The sequence below is a fragment of the Marinobacter lipolyticus genome (genome assembly GCF_018424605.1).
In the GTDB taxonomy this organism is placed as follows: Bacteria; Pseudomonadota; Gammaproteobacteria; order Pseudomonadales; family Oleiphilaceae; genus Marinobacter; species Marinobacter lipolyticus_B.
Genome location: NZ_QTKT01000001.1, coordinates 229,878 through 244,134 on the forward strand (window position 1 = coordinate 229,878; position 14,257 = coordinate 244,134).

Sequence of the window (14,257 nt, forward strand, 5' to 3'; positions counted from 1 at the left end):
CGAGGTCTGAATAATAAAAACCGGACAGGAGGAAGCTGTAATGAAGAAGACCACACACTCTGACAGCAGTGTTGACGCCATCGCATCGGTTCTGCTGGTGGCATTGGTGGTGGTGTTTGCCGTGGTCTGGGTTAGCGGGCAGTAGTCACTGCCCTGACAGCACCACGTTCACAACAATCACCAGGGTGATTACGAAGCCCGCGGTGAACAGCAGGCCCGCGACGATATAGGGAAGCGGGCTGTGGCTCGAAAAATCCTCCTGCCGGCGCTTGTCGGACTGCACGCCGAAGGCGCCGGCGAGAATACTTTGCATGATCTTAAGCACGCCCGGGCTCTTGGGTTTCTGATCCTGCCGGTTCTCGGTTGCCATTTCATTCCCCGCTTCAGTTTGTCCGGCGGCTTAGATCACTCCGCCGGATCGTAGGCAAGACTTGGCGCCAGCCAGCGCTCCGCTTCTGCCTTCGAAATACCCTTGCGCTCAGCATAGTCCTCAACCTGGTCTACGCCAATCTTCCCGACCGCAAAATACTTCGCCTCCGGGTGAGCAAAATACCAGCCGGATACTGCCGCGGTGGGGAACATCGCGAAGCTTTCAGTCAGCTCTATGCCGGTGCTCTCTGTCGCTTGCAGCAGACTGAACAGTGTGGCCTTTTCGGTGTGATCAGGGCAAGCAGGATAGCCGGGGGCAGGGCGAATACCGCGATAACGTTCGCGGATCAGGTCTTCGTTCGCCATGTTCTCATCGGTTGCATAACCCCAGAACTCCTTTCGCACCCGCTCGTGCATGCGTTCGGCAAAGGCTTCCGCCAGACGATCCGCCAGCGCCTTGACCATGATCGCGTTGTAGTCGTCGTTCTGGTCCTTATACTCAAGCGACAGCTCCTCCGCGCCAACGCCCGTGGTGACGGCAAACCCGCCAACGTAGTCGCAGTGGGCAGAGCCCTCCGGAGCCACGAAGTCCGACAATGTCATCATCGGTTTTCCGGGCGCTTTCTCATCCTGCTGGCGCAGGTGATGCAGGGTCGTCAGCTCTTCGCTGCAGGATTCATCGCGATAGATGACCACGTCATCACCGCGGCGATGGGCGGGCCAGAAACCGATCACGCCACGGGCGGAAACGCGTTTTTCGTCAATCATCCGCCGCAGGATTTTCTGGGCATCGTCGAACAGGGTGCGGGCCGCATCGCCGCGCTTGGGGTCATCAAATATGGCCGGGTACTTGCCGGCGATGTCCCAGGAAATAAAGAACGGGGTCCAGTCGATATAATCGACGAGCTCGTTAAGATCGTAGTCTTCAAACACCCGAATGCCGGTGAATGAAGGCCGGGGTGGCTGGTAGTCGTGGAAATCCGGTTCCGGCGCCCGCGCCCGGGCTTCTTTCAGCGAAACCAGTTTGGTGCGGTCGCCCCGATTCTTGCGGCGTTCGCGAATCTCATCATATTCAACCCGGGCCGCTTCCACCAACGCCGGCTTGGCGGTTTTGCTCAGCAGCTGGGAGGCGACGTTGACACAACGCGAGGCGTCGGAAACGTACAGGGCGATGTCGTTCTTGAACTGGGGCTCGATCTTGACCGCCGTGTGGGCCTTGGACGTGGTCGCACCGCCGATCATCAGTGGAATATTGAAGTCCAGGCGCTGCATTTCACGGGCAACGTGAACCATCTCATCCAGCGACGGCGTAATCAGCCCGCTGAGGCCGATGATGTCGACGTTTTCCTTTTTGGCGGTTTCCAGGATCTTGTCGCAGGGCACCATAACGCCCATGTCGATGACTTCGTAATTGTTGCACTGCAGCACTACGCCCACGATGTTCTTGCCAATGTCATGGACATCGCCCTTTACCGTGGCCATCAGGATCTTGCCCTTGGCCTTTTGCTCTTCGGTCTTTTCCGCTTCGATGAACGGAATCAGGTGGGCAACGGCCTGCTTCATCACCCGCGCGCTTTTGACCACCTGGGGCAGGAACATCTTGCCGTCCCCGAACAGGTCGCCAACCACGTTCATGCCGTCCATCAACGGCCCCTCAATCACCTCAATCGGGTGGCTGGCCTCAAGCCGGCAGGCTTCGGTGTCGTCAATGATGTAGCTGGTAATGCCCTTGACCAGGGCATGCTCCAAGCGCTTCTGCACCGGCCACTCACGCCAGGCCAGGTCTTCTTCCTGGGTTTTGCCGCCCTTGCCCTTGAAGCGTTCGGCGATCTCGAGCAGGCGGTCGGTGCCATCGTCACGACGGTTGAGTACGACGTCTTCCACCAGTTCCTTGAGTTCCGGATCGATTTCATCGTAAATCACCAGCTGGCCGGGATTGACGATGCCCATGTTCATACCGGCCTTGATGGCGTGATACAGGAACACCGAGTGGATCGCCTCCCGCACCACGTCGTTGCCGCGAAATGAGAACGACACGTTACTGACACCGCCGGAAATGCTGGCGTGAGGCAGGTTCTCGCGGATCCAGCGGGTGGCGTTGATGAAATCCACGGCGTAGTTGTTGTGCTCTTCGATCCCGGTGGCGATGGCGAAGATGTTGGGGTCGAAAATGATATCGGCGGGGTTGAACCCGATGCCGGTCAGCACGTCGTAGGAGCGCTTGCAGATTTCGGTCTTGCGCTCATAGGTGTCGGCCTGGCCCTGTTCGTCAAAGGCCATAACCACCACGGCCGCGCCATAGCGCATGCAGTCGCGGGCGCGCTTGATGAACTCCTCTTCGCCTTCCTTGAGGCTGATCGAGTTCACCACCGCCTTACCCTGGACACAGCGCAACCCGGCCTCAATCACCTCCCACTTCGAGGAGTCGAGCATCAGGGGAACGCGGGAGATGTCCGGCTCCGAGGCTACCAGGTTCAGGAAGGTCACCATGACCTCCTTCGAATCCAGCATGCCTTCATCCATATTGATGTCGATGATCTGGGCGCCGTTTTCCACCTGGTCACGGGCGACGCTGAGGGCCTCTTCGTACTGCTCTTCCTTGATCAGTCGTAAAAATCGCTTGGAGCCCGTGACGTTGGTGCGTTCACCCACGTTAATGAACAGGGTGTTCTCATCCCCGGTGAATGGCTCGAGGCCCGCCAGGCGAAGGGCCTTGGGGCGCTCCGGAAACTTGCGCGGCGGGTACTTCGCTACCGCATTGGCGATGGCTTCAATATGGTCAGGACGTGAGCCGCAACACCCGCCGATAATGTTGAGAAAGCCATCCTTCGCGAAGCCTTCGATAATCTCGGCCATTTCTTCCGGCGTCTGGTCGTACTCGCCAAATTCATTGGGCAGGCCGGCGTTGGGGTGGGCGCTGACATAGGTCTCTGCCTTGGCCGACAGTTCTTCCACATAGGGGCGCAGGGCGTCCGCACCGAGTGCGCAGTTCAGGCCCACGGAAATCGGCTTGGCATGGGCAATGGCGTTCCAGAAGGCTTCCGTGGTCTGCCCCGACAGTGTGCGCCCGGAGGCATCGGTGATGGTGCCGGAAATCATGATCGGCAGGGTGATGCCGCTGTCTTCGAAATACTGCTGGGTGGCGTAAATCGCCGCCTTGGCGTTGAGGGTGTCGAAAATGGTCTCGATCAGAATCAGGTCGGAGCCGCCCTCGACCAGGCCTTCCACGGCTTCATAATAGTTATCCACCAGCGTCTGGAAATCGACATTGCGATAACCGGGATTGTTCACATCCGGCGAGATCGACGCCGTGCGCGAGGTAGGGCCCACCGCGCCCGCGACAAAGCGGGGCTTATCCGGGTTTCTCGCGGTAAACTCGTCGGCGATCTCGCGGGCAAGCTTCGCCGAGGCCACGTTCAGTTCTTTGGCGATCACTTCCAGCCCGTAGTCCGCCTGAGACAGCCGGGTGGAGTTGAAGGTATTGGTTTCAATGATGTCGGCACCGGCGTCCAGATAGTCCGCGTGAATATTGCGGAGCAGGGCAGGCTGGGTCAGGTTCAGCAGGTCGTTATTGCCCTGGACTTCCCGATCGTAATCCGCAAACCGATCGCCACGGAACGCACTCTCATCCAGCTTGAGATTCTGGATCATGGTGCCCATGCCGCCATCAAGGATTACAATGCGTTCCTGCAAGGCCTTGTGAAGCTGTTCCAGGCGAGTGTTGCGATCGGTCATAGAAATACTTCCGGAAGTCGTGGTTAACATCATTTTTTACTTAACGGCGCGGGATCATAGCAAACTTGCTGGATTGCGTCCCGGTGCCGGTGCCGATTGTCAATAACCTGTGTCAATACGTGAAAGTCATCAACGGCGTAAAGCCTGACTATTTTACTTGGTCTTTCATGTTCGGGCGAACTCCCTTAAAATGAAGTCAAACTTTCAAACGGGTTGCAAACATGGCACTGGTTACTGTGACTGATCCCGCACGGGATTATCTGGCACAACTTATCGAAAAGCAGGATGTTGACGGCATGGGTGTGCGCATTTTCGTGACGCAGCCGGGCACCAAGAATGCCGAGACCTGTCTGGCCTATTGCCCGCCCAACGAGATTGTTCCAACGGACGAGCAGATTGATCTGGGCAAGTTTACCCTGTTCCTGGACCACAACTCCGTGCCGTTTCTGGAAGAGGCGTTTGTGGATTACTCCAAGGACCAGATGGGCGGTCAGCTGACCATCAAGGCACCGAACGCCAAAGTCCCGAAAATCGACGACGACGCGCCGCTGCCTGACCGGGTCAATTACATCCTGGCTTCGGAGATCAATCCCAATCTGGCTGCCCACGGCGGTGATGTATCGCTGGTGGAGATTGTCGACGAATCCGTCGCCGTGCTTCGTTTCGGCGGCGGATGTCAGGGCTGCAGTGCCGTCAGTCTTACCCTCAAGCAAGGGGTGGAAACAACGCTCAAGGAGCGGATTCCGGAGATCACGGCGGTCAGAGACGTCACCGACCATTCGGTTACTGAAAACGCCTATTACCAATAAGGACTGCTCTGGCGGAGCAGTCACCCTGACCGGCCCGGCCCATCGTCCGGGCCGGCTTGTTTCTCCCGCCGTCTATTCTCCTGCCGCAATTCCCGTTTTCCCCTGGCGGCACGGCCAATGCCCCTATATTTCAATTACTTCATCATTCGTCACATAATCATAAACCGCAGACCTATACTATTCGGGTCTGGCTGATCGAGACGTTTTCGCTGGCAAAATCGCCTGCAACATTTATAACTGGGGTCCCAATTGTTCGACGCTGCACTCTTGTCTGTGCCTCTGATGGCGGCCGTGGTTGGCTGGTTCACCAACTGGCTTGCCATCCAGATGTCATTCTATCCGGTCCAGTTTGTCGGGTTGGGCTTCGTCGGCTGGCAAGGCGTGATTCCCAGAAAGGCCGAAAAAATGGCCCACATCTGTATTGATCGCACCCTGCAGCAATTCGGCGACCTGAACGCGGTTTATCAGCAGCTTGAGCCTCAGCGCATTGTCGAGCAGGTGGTCGCCCAGGTGAATCCCAGGCTGGACGAGTACATTGACGAGGTGATGTACGAAATACAGCCCGTGCTGTGGGACAACCTGCCGCTGTTTGTGCGCAACCGGATATACCAGTGGGCCCGCGAGCAGCTGCCGTCGCGTATTGAATCCCTGGTCGAGGATTTCGGGGATGACCTCAACGAACTGGTGGATCTCAAAGCCCTGCTCAGTCGCGAGTTACAGCATCATCCCGATCTGATGAACCGGATATTCAAGCAGGCCGGGTCGGTGGAGCTGCAATCCGTGATCAACCGGGGGGCAATCATTGGTGGCTTGCTGGGTGCGGTCCTGGTACCGCTATGGTCGGCCTACCCTGAGCCCTGGTTGCTGCCGGTCGGCGGCTTCGCGGTTGGTTTTCTGACCAACTGGATCGCCATTAATCTGATCTTCAGCCCGCTGCAGCCGCGCAGGATTCTGTTCTGGAAGGTGCAGGGCCTGTTCCTGCGTCGCCAGCCGGAAATCAGTGACGTCTGGGCGCGGCTGGTGGCCGAGGAGCTGATCACGGTGGAAAAGGTGGCAGACGCCATGATCAACGGTGATCATGGTGACCGCACCCGCGCCATTATTCAGAAGCACCTGCGGCCGTTGCTGGATAATTCTGTGCTGATGAAGCTCACAGCCCAGGTCACGGTTGGCATGACAGGCTACACAGAGCTCAAGAAGGCGATGAACCAGAAAGCGGTGCTGGCAACGCGGGATGTTTTTGGCGATCCGTCCTTCAATCGTGAGCGGGCTCCAGTCGTGGCCGATGTGCTCGCGGGCCAGATGAAGGCGCTTCAGCCCTCGGAATTCCAGGACATTCTGCGGCCGGCGTTCCGCGAGGAAGAGCTTCAGTTGATGGTTGTTGGCGGGCTGTTTGGCGCCCTGGCCGGTTTGCTTCAATTCTTTTCCCTGACCGCGCTGCCCCTTTAGGCAATGTGGTCCCCAAGGAGTCGCTGATGGAATTCGCATTAACGCTGCTGTTACAGGCGATTGTCGTCGCCGCTACCGTGCTCCTGGTGCTTGCAGGATTCTGGCGGTGGGTGGTGCGGCCGCACCTGGACAGAAAGGTCGAGGAGCTCATAGCCGCATCCCGGGAAATTGAGCCCCGGGTAACCCGAGGGGTACGGCAGGGCGTTTCCGAATCCCTGCGGGAGCTTCCTGAAAACACCGTGAAAGAATCGACCCGGCAGTTCCTGAAGTTCGGGTCCGGCCTGTTCGAAAACGGTTTGAGTACGTTTCTGGGCAGCGCTGCGGATCTCGAGCGAAAAGCCGGTGATCCTCGCGGGGCGCGCCCCGACGACTACTGACCGGCTGGCGCGCTCGCGAACTCCTTACAGGCAGTTGGTGGGGCGGGGCAGGCCCGCAATTCGGCATGCGGTTTTGGCGGGCGTGCCGGGAAACAGCTGCATCAGGTAAATACTGTTGCCTTTCTCCTCGCCTAACGCCTCTTTTACCGCCTTGACGAACAGCCGGTTCGAGGGTGGTGAAATCTCATGTTCTTTGTAAAAAATCCTCAGAAACTCTATGATTTCCCAGTGATTTCGTCCTAGCTCAATGCCGTCGTCGGCAGCGATCTCGCGGGCAACGTCCTCACTCCATGTGGACGCATCTTCCAGGAAACCTTCGTTATTGCGTATCGGGGTTGTCATGACTCACCAACTGACGACGCGTTGTGCCTGAATGCTCAGTTCCACCATGGTCTCGAAATCGATGGCGGTACAGTTGTGGGGTACTTGGTCCTTATCGGCCAGTGCTCGTGCCTGCAGGTCGTCTGTGAGGGCGTAAACCTGATCAGGCAGTTGGATGTGGGTATCCGCGATGGCGATGACACCGTTACCGGTCAGAAGGATGGCGTCCTGGTCGCCGACCATGCCAAGGCACTCACGAAACCGTCGGTGCCCGGGGGCTTTGCTGACAATGTGCAATGTGTGCATGAGCTGGGGTTTCCTGTGAAGGCGCTGCCGGTATCAGCCGGGCAGAACCACGTGATCAAATCGGTCCATGGTGGCGCGCAGGTCGTCTACAGGCAGCGTGCCATCGATCAGTGCGCCCTCATTCAGCCCGAATCGCCGGCAGGCGGCGTTGTCCACCAGCAGGGCGTCAATTCCGAAGATCGCCGCCGCTTTCAGGTTGCGCTCCACCGATTTCTGCGCCACAGCATCTGCCTGCTGGCCCTGCTTCAGCCACAGCACCCCCTCGCCGATGAAGAGCAGGGACACGGGCTGATCAAAGGCGGCCAGCGAAAAGGCCATATCGAGGCTTTCGCGGCCACTCCAGCTGCCGTATGGAGGGCAGTCGATGACAATCAGCGTGTGCATAGGTCAGTCCCCGCCGTGGAAATAGATTATCCGCGACGACTGGATCGTGCTTTCAACCCACTCGCCCAGTCCGGCGATGGTGAAAGGGCGCGCCAGATTATGTGCCGGGAGCTCATAGCGATCCTGTTCAGCCTGGTCAACCAGGCCGCGCCTTAGGGCGGACGCGACACAGGCAATACCTGGAATGGCGTGCGCCTCGAGGAATTCGCACCAGGCGGCAGGCCAGTTGGTTTCATCCGATGGCGGGCAGGCCAGTACAGAGGCAAGATGAACGCCTTCCCCGTACAGGAACACCCGATCAATGGTATGCCCCTGAGCAACAGCCGCCCGGGCAAAACCCAGGGCAGTTTGTGGCGCCTGCGTGGAGTAGGGGGCTCCGGTAATGACCAGCGTGAAGTGATGGGGCTCTGATGACATGAGGTATCGGGAATCCTGCAAACGTTCCGTCAAGTGTACCTAAAGCAAAAGCCCCGGCAAGTGCCGGGGCTTTCAGGTGTGGCGACAACTAACTTTGATCAGTCTTCGCCGCTGAATGCCATCAGCAGGTGCAGCAGGCTGACAAACAGGTTGTAGATAGACACATACAGGCCGACGGTGGCGATGATGTAATTGCGCTCACCGCCATTGATGATCCGGCTGGTTTCAAACAGGATCATGATGGACGCAAAGATGGTGAAGCCCGCGGAAACGGCCAGGTGCAGTACCGAGCTTTCCATGATGAACGCCAGCACCATGGCACCGATCAGCACGAAGGCGCCAGCGGTCAGGAAGCTGGACATGAAGCTGAAATCTTTCTTGGTGATGATCGCGGTGGCTGACAGGCCAACGAAGGCGACAGCAGTGAGCGTGAGCGCCTGTGCGACGATCTGTGAGGCGCCTGCAGCCACGATTGCACCGATGATCGGGCCCAGGGTGTACCCCATGAAGCCGGTCAGTGCGAACGTGGTTACGATGCCCCAGGGGCTGTTCTTCAGCTTATAGGTTGCGAACAGCAGGCCGATGTAACCAACGATGGTAATCAGGAATCCCGGGTGAGTGCCGTTCATGTTCAGGAAGGCAGTCAGTGCCGAAAACGCCAGGGTCATGCCTAGCAGCATGTAAGTGTTGCGCAACACATTCATGGTATCCGCACTGATGCCGGTGGTCGCGCGCTCTGCCTGGGGAGTGTTGTAGGCTCCCTGGTTGTTCTGAACGCCGAATCGTCTGTCTTCCATTGTCATCTCCGTAGGTCAAGCTCGGGTGTTCTCTGATTTTCAGATGCTACCACCACTATAATGTCACTACCGCAACTTTCAATCATTTACGACAGAAAAGCGCCCGGCGGATTCCATTAATATCCGTTAATGTTCAAAGTTCCGGTCGAATTTATGCAGGGCGTTGACAGCACAGGCAATTCCGGTATCATGCTCACCGCTGTCGCAATGACGGCAAGTGAGAAAAACGGTGGGCTGGCAGAGTGGCTGAATGCAGCGGTCTTGAAAACCGCCGAAGGTTAATAGCCTTCCCGGGGTTCGAATCCCTGGCCCACCGCCACTTTTCTCGACACCTTTCCTGATTCTCCTGTAAATCTTTCCTGATCTTCCGCCAAACGATGTGGCATTCGTAATTGTCCAGCTGTGGTGAATGCGTGTTTCGCGAAGCCTTGCCGGACCTGCGTGATTACAGGTCGCGCCCGGGATAGATCCGTTCTTTTTGCTGTTTCGCCAGCGTGTCTCTGCGGGCCAGTGCTTCAGGCGCATTGGAGGGGACGTGCCAGCCCTGAAGGTTGTCCTCTATCAGCTGCACCAGGGCGTTGATGTGTCCGGGTGAGGCGTTCAGGGCCGGGATATAGCTGAAGCCCTCGCCCCCGGCTTCCATGAAATATTCCCGGTTTTCTTCGTCGATTTCTTCAATGGTTTCAAGACAATCTGACGAAAACCCCGGGCAGAATACGTCAATGGACTTCACACCTTCGCCAGGCAACGCTTTCAGCGTTTCGTCCGTATAGGGTTTCAGCCATTCCTCACGGCCGAACCGGGACTGGAACGTGGTCTGGTATTCGGAATTTGCCAGGCCGAGACACTCGGCGAGCAGGCGTGACGTCTTGTGGCACTCGCAGTGGTACGGGTCACCCTTGGTGATGTATTTCAAAGGCACGCCGTGGTAGGACAGGATCAGCTTCTGGTTACGGCCATGCTGTTCCCAGTGGGCCCGAATGTGCGCAGCCATCGCTTCGATGTACGGCGGATAATCCGGGTAGTGGGATACAAACCGAAAATCCGGTAGCCAGCGCCGCCGGGTAAAGTCGCTGGCGATGGCATCAAACGTCGACGCCGACGTTGAGGCTGAGTACTGGGGGTACAGCGGGAGCACCAGTAACTTGCGGGCCCCCTGGCTATGCATTTCATCCAGCACCGTATGAATCGACGGATTGCCGTAGCGCATGGCAAAGCCCACCACCACATTATTGCCGTATTTTTTCTGCAGCTCCTTGCGAATGCCTTCGGCCTGGTTCGCCGTGTGAATCAGCAGCGGCGATCCTTCGGGCTGCCAGACGCTGGCATAGGCCTTGGCCGACTTTCTCGGGCGAATACGCAGGATGACGCCGTGGAGAATAAGCCACCAGAGCAGCCTGGGCACCTCTACCACCCTCGGGTCCGCCAGAAACTCGGCAAGGTATCGCCTCAGGGCAGAGGGAGTGGGGGCATCCGGGGTGCCCAGGTTAGTGACCAGCACCCCCAGTTTCTCGGGCTGGACATGTCGGAAATTCTCGGTACCTTTGTACTGCATGGATAGGCGTCCTGACTGGCAATCGGTGATAACGACAATCTGCCCGGTAGCTCGACCGGTTCTAGCCCTGTTTGCCTGCCTGCTGGGCAAGCCTGGGGGCCAGGCCACTGATGTCGTAACCGGCGTTGCGGGCCTTGCTGACGATATCGGTAGCCGGTGTGGTGCGGGCGGCACTCAGTGCCCACAGCACGGTGCAGCGGGTTCCAGAGCGACAGAAAGCCAGTACGGGCTTCTCGGCCTGCTGGATCATCGGCGCAAAGCGGTCGACGTCGTCATCGGTGATGTGTCCGGATGCCACGGGAAGGTAGATCCACTCCAGCCCCTGAGCCTTGGCGGCTTGTTCAATCTCGCTCATGGCAGGCTGACCAGGCTCTTCCTGATCCGGACGATTGGCAACCAGCGTACGGAAGCCAAGCCTCGCGATTTCCGCCACGTCTTCGACACTGATCTGGGGAGCCACGGTAATCTGATCGTCAATTTTTCTCAGTTCCATAGAGCAAACAGGCCTTTTCCGGTCATTAGCGGTGTCAACGTAATGATGACACAGCGCACTGAATCTTTCAGTTGGACGAAGCCAATTGTACTCCAATTGTCTCAGGTGGAAGGCCGCCTGCGCTCAATCCATTCGTAAATCGCCATGCCCGCCAGCATGGCGGCCACGAAGACCGCTGCTTTTTGCTCCCCGGCACCCAGTGCGACCAACCCGGGGCCCGGACAGAAGCCGGCAATGCCCCAACCAACACCAAACAGCAGGCTGCCGCCCATCAGGCGTTTATCGATGCGGGAGCTGGTGGGTAGCTTCATGTCGAAGCCGAGGAACGACAGGGTACGCTTACGTGCCAGCCCAAAAGCAACGAGGCCAACCAGAATGGCCCCGCCCATTACGAACGCGAGGGACGGGTCCCATAGGCCGGCCAGATCGAGGAAACCGAGTACCTTTTCCGGATTGGCCATGCCGGAAAGGATCAGCCCCAGACCAAAAATCAGCCCCGAGGCGAAGGCGGCGAGGGAGTATTTCATGGTGTCACACTCCAATAACGTGGCGAATCAGAAATACGGTGGCAAAGCCGGCGGCCATAAAGGTCACGGTGGCCGCCAGAGACCGGGGCGACAGGCGTGAAAGGCCGCAGACACCGTGACCGCTGGTGCAGCCGGAGCCATACCGGGTTCCAATGCCGACTAGAAGACCGGCGATGATCAGCGCCGGATAGCCGGCCTCTACTTCGATGACTGGCACGTCCGCTGCCAGCAACCAGAGAAGGGGGGCGCCCACCAGGCCGGCGATAAAGCTGACGCGCCAGCCTGTGTCGCCGGGCGTGGGTGCCAGTAGACCCCCGAGTATGCCGCTGATGCCTGCAATACGGCCGTTCAACAGAATAAAACTGCCGGCGGCCAGGCCAATCAGGATGCCGCCGGCCAGGGATGCCCATGGGGTGAATTCATTCCAGGCGATGTCGACCATTTGAACCTCTGCGGGTGCGCTGAAACCATTATTAGAATAACGATAGAAGTAGAGGTAATAATAAGGCCGAAAGCCGTCAAAAAAAAGCCCGGCACTGGTGGCCGGGCAGAGGCGTGCGAGTAGTATCCATGAAAGACTTCCAGACAAACCGGCATCAGCAGGGACGCCGGTATAGGGAAGTATTGACCATATTTTGTACACTTCAAGCGGCAGGCGGTTTACTTTCAAAACATTTTTTCATATCGATAGGGTGCTTATACTGCCGCCTTTCACTGTGCGGGCTACAGCGCCATACAATGCACTGAAATTCGCGCTCTCCTGTAATACAATGGGCGCTAATTGCTGTTTTAACGCCCCGAGGTGGTTGCATGTCCGAAGATAACGAAAACAAGCCGCAGAACGATCCTCTGCTTGCCGGCAAGATCAAGGATTCGGCCCGCCAGATCTGGCTGGCTGGTCTGGGTGCGTACACCAAAGCGGAAGAGGATGCCGGGCGGTTTTTCGAGCGGCTGGTTCAGGAAGGTGAGCAGCTCGAGAACAAGACCCGTGGTGTAGTGGAAAAACAGATCAAGACCGTTGAGGATCGGGTTGGTGATGTACGGGAGCGGGCGACCGGTACCTGGGACCGGCTTGAACATATGTTCGATCAACGGGTGTCCGGTGCATTACGCCGGCTTGGCATTCACCGGCGGGAAGAAATCGAAGCGCTTGAGCGCCGCATTGCAGCGCTGGAGTCGGAACTGGGTCGTCTGCGCGGTGACGATTCCGAGGAGTAAACCCCGCCTATCGCTTTACAGGTAGTCCTGACTCATCAGGCACACCTGTTCCTGCTCGTCCTGCCCGAGGTAGGGAAGCAGCAAATGCATCATCTGGTAGACACCACGCCCGGGATCGCCCGAATCCCGGTTGTCCAGGTGTGAAAGGCTGTCAAAACTGCTCCAGTAACAGGCGGTCAGGGTCAGCTGTTCGCACAGGGCAGAGAGCTGGCTGGCGGTGATGCTCATCATTCCCTGGCGCTGCAGGCTGCCACAGATCGTACGGAAGGCCTCCGTTTTCTTTTTCAGAATGCGCCGGAACCGGCTCTGCAGCTTCTCATACCGTGACAGCACGTTCACCAGATCCTGGTAGAGGAAGCGGTAGCGCGCGACCGTCTCGAACAACAGGTGCAGGAAAAAGCTCTGCTGGTCGAGGCTGATCTCCACGTCGTCCGGCACCGCCAGAAGGTCCAGCATCTCCTCTTCGTAGTGTTCGAAGATCTCTTCGACGATGTCGCCTTTGCTTTTGAAATGGTAGTACAGGTTGCCGGGGCTGATCTCCAGTTCGTCGGAGATCAGCAGGGTGGTTACGTTGGGTTCTCCAACGGCATTAAACAGCAGTAGGCTGGTCTCGAGAATACGGTCGCGTGTCTTGATTTTTTTCATGTCGCGGCCTGGAGCCCGGGTTACAGATCGAAGCTTGCCCATACCGGACAATGGTCCGAGGGCCGCTCCATGGCACGAATGTCGTAAGACACACCGGCTTCCCGCGCCCGCGACAACAGGTCGTCGCTGGCCATGATCAGGTCGATTCGCAGACCCCGTCGCGGGTCCCTTTCGAATCCTTTGCTGCGGTAGTCGAACCAGCTGAAGGTATTCGCCTCGTCCGGGTGGAGATGACGAAACACGTCGGTAAAACCGCGGCTTTCCACCTGGCCCAGCCATTCACGCTCTTCCGGCAGGAAGCTGCACTTTCCGGTCCGCAGCCAGCGTTTGGCGTTGTCAGCGCCGATGCCGATGTCCTTGTCGGTAGGGGAGATGTTCATATCGCCCATCACAATAACATCATCACCCTGGGCCTTGAGCTCATCCAGGTAGCGCATCAGGTCGGTGTAGAACTTTTCCTTGGCAGGGAATTTCACCGGATGATCGCGGCTCTCGCCCTGAGGGAAATAACCGTTGATCACGGTCAGTTTCCGCCCATTGCGTGTGAATTGCCCGGTGATCAGGCGGCGCTGGGAATCCTCGCCGTCCCATGGGTAGCCTTTGGTTACGGCCTCGGGTTCCTCGCGGGAGAGCAATGCAACGCCGTAGTGGGTTTTCTGGCCGTGGAAGTGCACGTGATAGCCCAGCTCGCGGATGGCCTCAACCGGAAAGTCGGTGTCGGTCACCTTGGTTTCCTGCAGCCCGATCACGTCCGGATCAAGACTGTTGATCACGGCTTCGAGCTGGTGGAGGCGGGTACGGATGCTGTTGACGTTAAAGGACACGAACATCATGGGCGATTGATCTCACTTCGCT

General features: G+C 58.0%; 17 protein-coding genes and 1 tRNA gene. 5 read left to right on the forward strand and 13 right to left on the reverse strand.

Annotated elements, in window-relative coordinates; genetic code table 11:
- Positions 1-145 precede the first annotated feature (145 nt).
- Together DYI22_RS00995 and metH are read right to left on the reverse strand one after the other, a co-directional pair.
- On the reverse strand, positions 146-370 hold the full coding sequence (locus DYI22_RS00995; protein WP_213476167.1) for a DUF2970 domain-containing protein: 225 nt from the start codon (positions 368-370) through the stop codon (positions 146-148).
- Positions 371-405: 35 nt separating this feature from the next.
- The gene (gene metH, locus DYI22_RS01000; protein ID WP_213476168.1) at positions 406-4,104 is read right to left on the reverse strand and encodes a methionine synthase; all 3,699 of its coding nucleotides are present in this window, start codon (positions 4,102-4,104) and stop codon (positions 406-408) included.
- Positions 4,105-4,325: 221 nt separating this feature from the next.
- On the opposite strand from metH, the gene nfuA reads away from it, so the two are divergent.
- From nfuA to DYI22_RS01015, 3 genes are all read left to right on the forward strand, one after another.
- Complete coding sequence (nfuA, locus tag DYI22_RS01005) at positions 4,326-4,913, forward strand: Fe-S biogenesis protein NfuA (protein WP_213476169.1); 588 nt, start codon at positions 4,326-4,328, stop codon at positions 4,911-4,913.
- A gap of 282 nt (positions 4,914-5,195) precedes the next feature.
- On the forward strand, positions 5,196-6,362 hold the full coding sequence (locus DYI22_RS01010) for a DUF445 domain-containing protein (protein WP_228300724.1): 1,167 nt from the start codon (positions 5,196-5,198) through the stop codon (positions 6,360-6,362).
- A 26-nt stretch (positions 6,363-6,388) separates the two neighbouring features.
- Complete coding sequence (locus tag DYI22_RS01015) at positions 6,389-6,739, forward strand: hypothetical protein (protein WP_213476171.1); 351 nt, start codon at positions 6,389-6,391, stop codon at positions 6,737-6,739.
- A gap of 24 nt (positions 6,740-6,763) precedes the next feature.
- On the opposite strand, the gene DYI22_RS01020 is transcribed toward DYI22_RS01015, so the two are convergent.
- The 5 genes from DYI22_RS01020 to DYI22_RS01040 all read right to left on the reverse strand — a co-directional run bounded on the left by DYI22_RS01020 (position 6,764) and on the right by DYI22_RS01040 (position 8,964).
- Positions 6,764-7,081, reverse strand: a complete 318-nt coding sequence (locus DYI22_RS01020) for a TusE/DsrC/DsvC family sulfur relay protein (protein ID WP_213476172.1) — start codon at positions 7,079-7,081, stop codon at positions 6,764-6,766.
- Positions 7,082-7,084: 3 nt separating this feature from the next.
- Positions 7,085-7,366, reverse strand: coding sequence for a sulfurtransferase complex subunit TusB (gene tusB, locus DYI22_RS01025; protein WP_213476173.1), 282 nt, complete (start codon positions 7,364-7,366; stop codon positions 7,085-7,087).
- A gap of 33 nt (positions 7,367-7,399) precedes the next feature.
- Complete coding sequence (locus DYI22_RS01030; RefSeq protein WP_213476174.1) at positions 7,400-7,750, reverse strand: DsrE family protein; 351 nt, start codon at positions 7,748-7,750, stop codon at positions 7,400-7,402.
- Between the two features lie 3 nt (positions 7,751-7,753).
- Complete coding sequence (tusD, locus tag DYI22_RS01035; protein WP_213476175.1) at positions 7,754-8,167, reverse strand: sulfurtransferase complex subunit TusD; 414 nt, start codon at positions 8,165-8,167, stop codon at positions 7,754-7,756.
- A 98-nt stretch (positions 8,168-8,265) separates the two neighbouring features.
- On the reverse strand, positions 8,266-8,964 hold the full coding sequence (locus tag DYI22_RS01040) for a Bax inhibitor-1/YccA family protein (protein WP_213476176.1): 699 nt from the start codon (positions 8,962-8,964) through the stop codon (positions 8,266-8,268).
- Between the two features lie 228 nt (positions 8,965-9,192).
- On the opposite strand from DYI22_RS01040, the gene DYI22_RS01045 reads away from it, so the two are divergent.
- Positions 9,193-9,283 (forward strand) — tRNA-Ser (locus DYI22_RS01045).
- A gap of 126 nt (positions 9,284-9,409) precedes the next feature.
- Here DYI22_RS01045 and hemH read toward each other — a convergent pair.
- From hemH to DYI22_RS01065, 4 genes are all read right to left on the reverse strand, one after another.
- Positions 9,410-10,519, reverse strand: a complete 1,110-nt coding sequence (gene hemH / locus DYI22_RS01050) for a ferrochelatase (RefSeq protein WP_213476177.1) — start codon at positions 10,517-10,519, stop codon at positions 9,410-9,412.
- A 61-nt stretch (positions 10,520-10,580) separates the two neighbouring features.
- Positions 10,581-11,012 (reverse strand): TIGR01244 family sulfur transferase, encoded by a 432-nt coding sequence (locus DYI22_RS01055; RefSeq protein WP_213476178.1) that lies wholly within the window; start codon positions 11,010-11,012, stop codon positions 10,581-10,583.
- Positions 11,013-11,113: 101 nt separating this feature from the next.
- Positions 11,114-11,539, reverse strand: coding sequence for a YeeE/YedE family protein (locus DYI22_RS01060; RefSeq protein WP_213476179.1), 426 nt, complete (start codon positions 11,537-11,539; stop codon positions 11,114-11,116).
- 4 nt (positions 11,540-11,543) lie between these two features.
- The gene (locus DYI22_RS01065) at positions 11,544-11,981 is read right to left on the reverse strand and encodes a YeeE/YedE family protein (protein WP_213476180.1); all 438 of its coding nucleotides are present in this window, start codon (positions 11,979-11,981) and stop codon (positions 11,544-11,546) included.
- A gap of 368 nt (positions 11,982-12,349) precedes the next feature.
- Here DYI22_RS01065 and DYI22_RS01070 point away from each other — a divergent pair, with 368 nt between their 5' ends.
- A complete protein-coding gene (locus DYI22_RS01070) occupies positions 12,350-12,757 on the forward strand; it encodes a phasin family protein (protein WP_213476181.1) in 408 nt (135 codons plus the stop codon).
- A 15-nt stretch (positions 12,758-12,772) separates the two neighbouring features.
- On the opposite strand, the gene DYI22_RS01075 is transcribed toward DYI22_RS01070, so the two are convergent.
- Complete coding sequence (locus tag DYI22_RS01075) at positions 12,773-13,402, reverse strand: TetR/AcrR family transcriptional regulator (protein WP_213476182.1); 630 nt, start codon at positions 13,400-13,402, stop codon at positions 12,773-12,775.
- A 20-nt stretch (positions 13,403-13,422) separates the two neighbouring features.
- Positions 13,423-14,235 (reverse strand): exodeoxyribonuclease III, encoded by an 813-nt coding sequence (gene xthA / locus DYI22_RS01080; protein WP_213476183.1) that lies wholly within the window; start codon positions 14,233-14,235, stop codon positions 13,423-13,425.
- Positions 14,236-14,257 lie beyond the last annotated feature (22 nt).

Bases quoted from the DNA above. Each gene is read 5' to 3' on its own strand.
- DYI22_RS01055 (WP_213476178.1), bottom strand. From the start codon at position 11,012: ATGGAACTGAGAAAAATTGACGATCAGATTACCGTGGCTCCCCAGATC.
- tusD (WP_213476175.1), bottom strand. From the start codon at position 8,167: ATGTCATCAGAGCCCCATCACTTCACGCTGGTCATTACCGGAGCCCCC.
- DYI22_RS01030 (WP_213476174.1), bottom strand. From the start codon at position 7,750: ATGCACACGCTGATTGTCATCGACTGCCCTCCATACGGCAGCTGGAGT.
- nfuA (WP_213476169.1), top strand. From the start codon at position 4,326: ATGGCACTGGTTACTGTGACTGATCCCGCACGGGATTATCTGGCACAA.
- tusB (WP_213476173.1), bottom strand. From the start codon at position 7,366: ATGCACACATTGCACATTGTCAGCAAAGCCCCCGGGCACCGACGGTTT.
- metH (WP_213476168.1), bottom strand. From the start codon at position 4,104: ATGACCGATCGCAACACTCGCCTGGAACAGCTTCACAAGGCCTTGCAG.
- DYI22_RS01075 (WP_213476182.1), bottom strand. From the start codon at position 13,402: ATGAAAAAAATCAAGACACGCGACCGTATTCTCGAGACCAGCCTACTG.
- DYI22_RS01040 (WP_213476176.1), bottom strand. From the start codon at position 8,964: ATGGAAGACAGACGATTCGGCGTTCAGAACAACCAGGGAGCCTACAAC.
- DYI22_RS01010 (WP_228300724.1), top strand. From the start codon at position 5,196: ATGGCGGCCGTGGTTGGCTGGTTCACCAACTGGCTTGCCATCCAGATG.
- DYI22_RS01015 (WP_213476171.1), top strand. From the start codon at position 6,389: ATGGAATTCGCATTAACGCTGCTGTTACAGGCGATTGTCGTCGCCGCT.
- DYI22_RS01070 (WP_213476181.1), top strand. From the start codon at position 12,350: ATGTCCGAAGATAACGAAAACAAGCCGCAGAACGATCCTCTGCTTGCC.
- DYI22_RS00995 (WP_213476167.1), bottom strand. From the start codon at position 370: ATGGCAACCGAGAACCGGCAGGATCAGAAACCCAAGAGCCCGGGCGTG.
- xthA (WP_213476183.1), bottom strand. From the start codon at position 14,235: ATGATGTTCGTGTCCTTTAACGTCAACAGCATCCGTACCCGCCTCCAC.
- DYI22_RS01020 (WP_213476172.1), bottom strand. From the start codon at position 7,081: ATGACAACCCCGATACGCAATAACGAAGGTTTCCTGGAAGATGCGTCC.
- hemH (WP_213476177.1), bottom strand. From the start codon at position 10,519: ATGCAGTACAAAGGTACCGAGAATTTCCGACATGTCCAGCCCGAGAAA.
- DYI22_RS01060 (WP_213476179.1), bottom strand. From the start codon at position 11,539: ATGAAATACTCCCTCGCCGCCTTCGCCTCGGGGCTGATTTTTGGTCTG.
- DYI22_RS01065 (WP_213476180.1), bottom strand. From the start codon at position 11,981: ATGGTCGACATCGCCTGGAATGAATTCACCCCATGGGCATCCCTGGCC.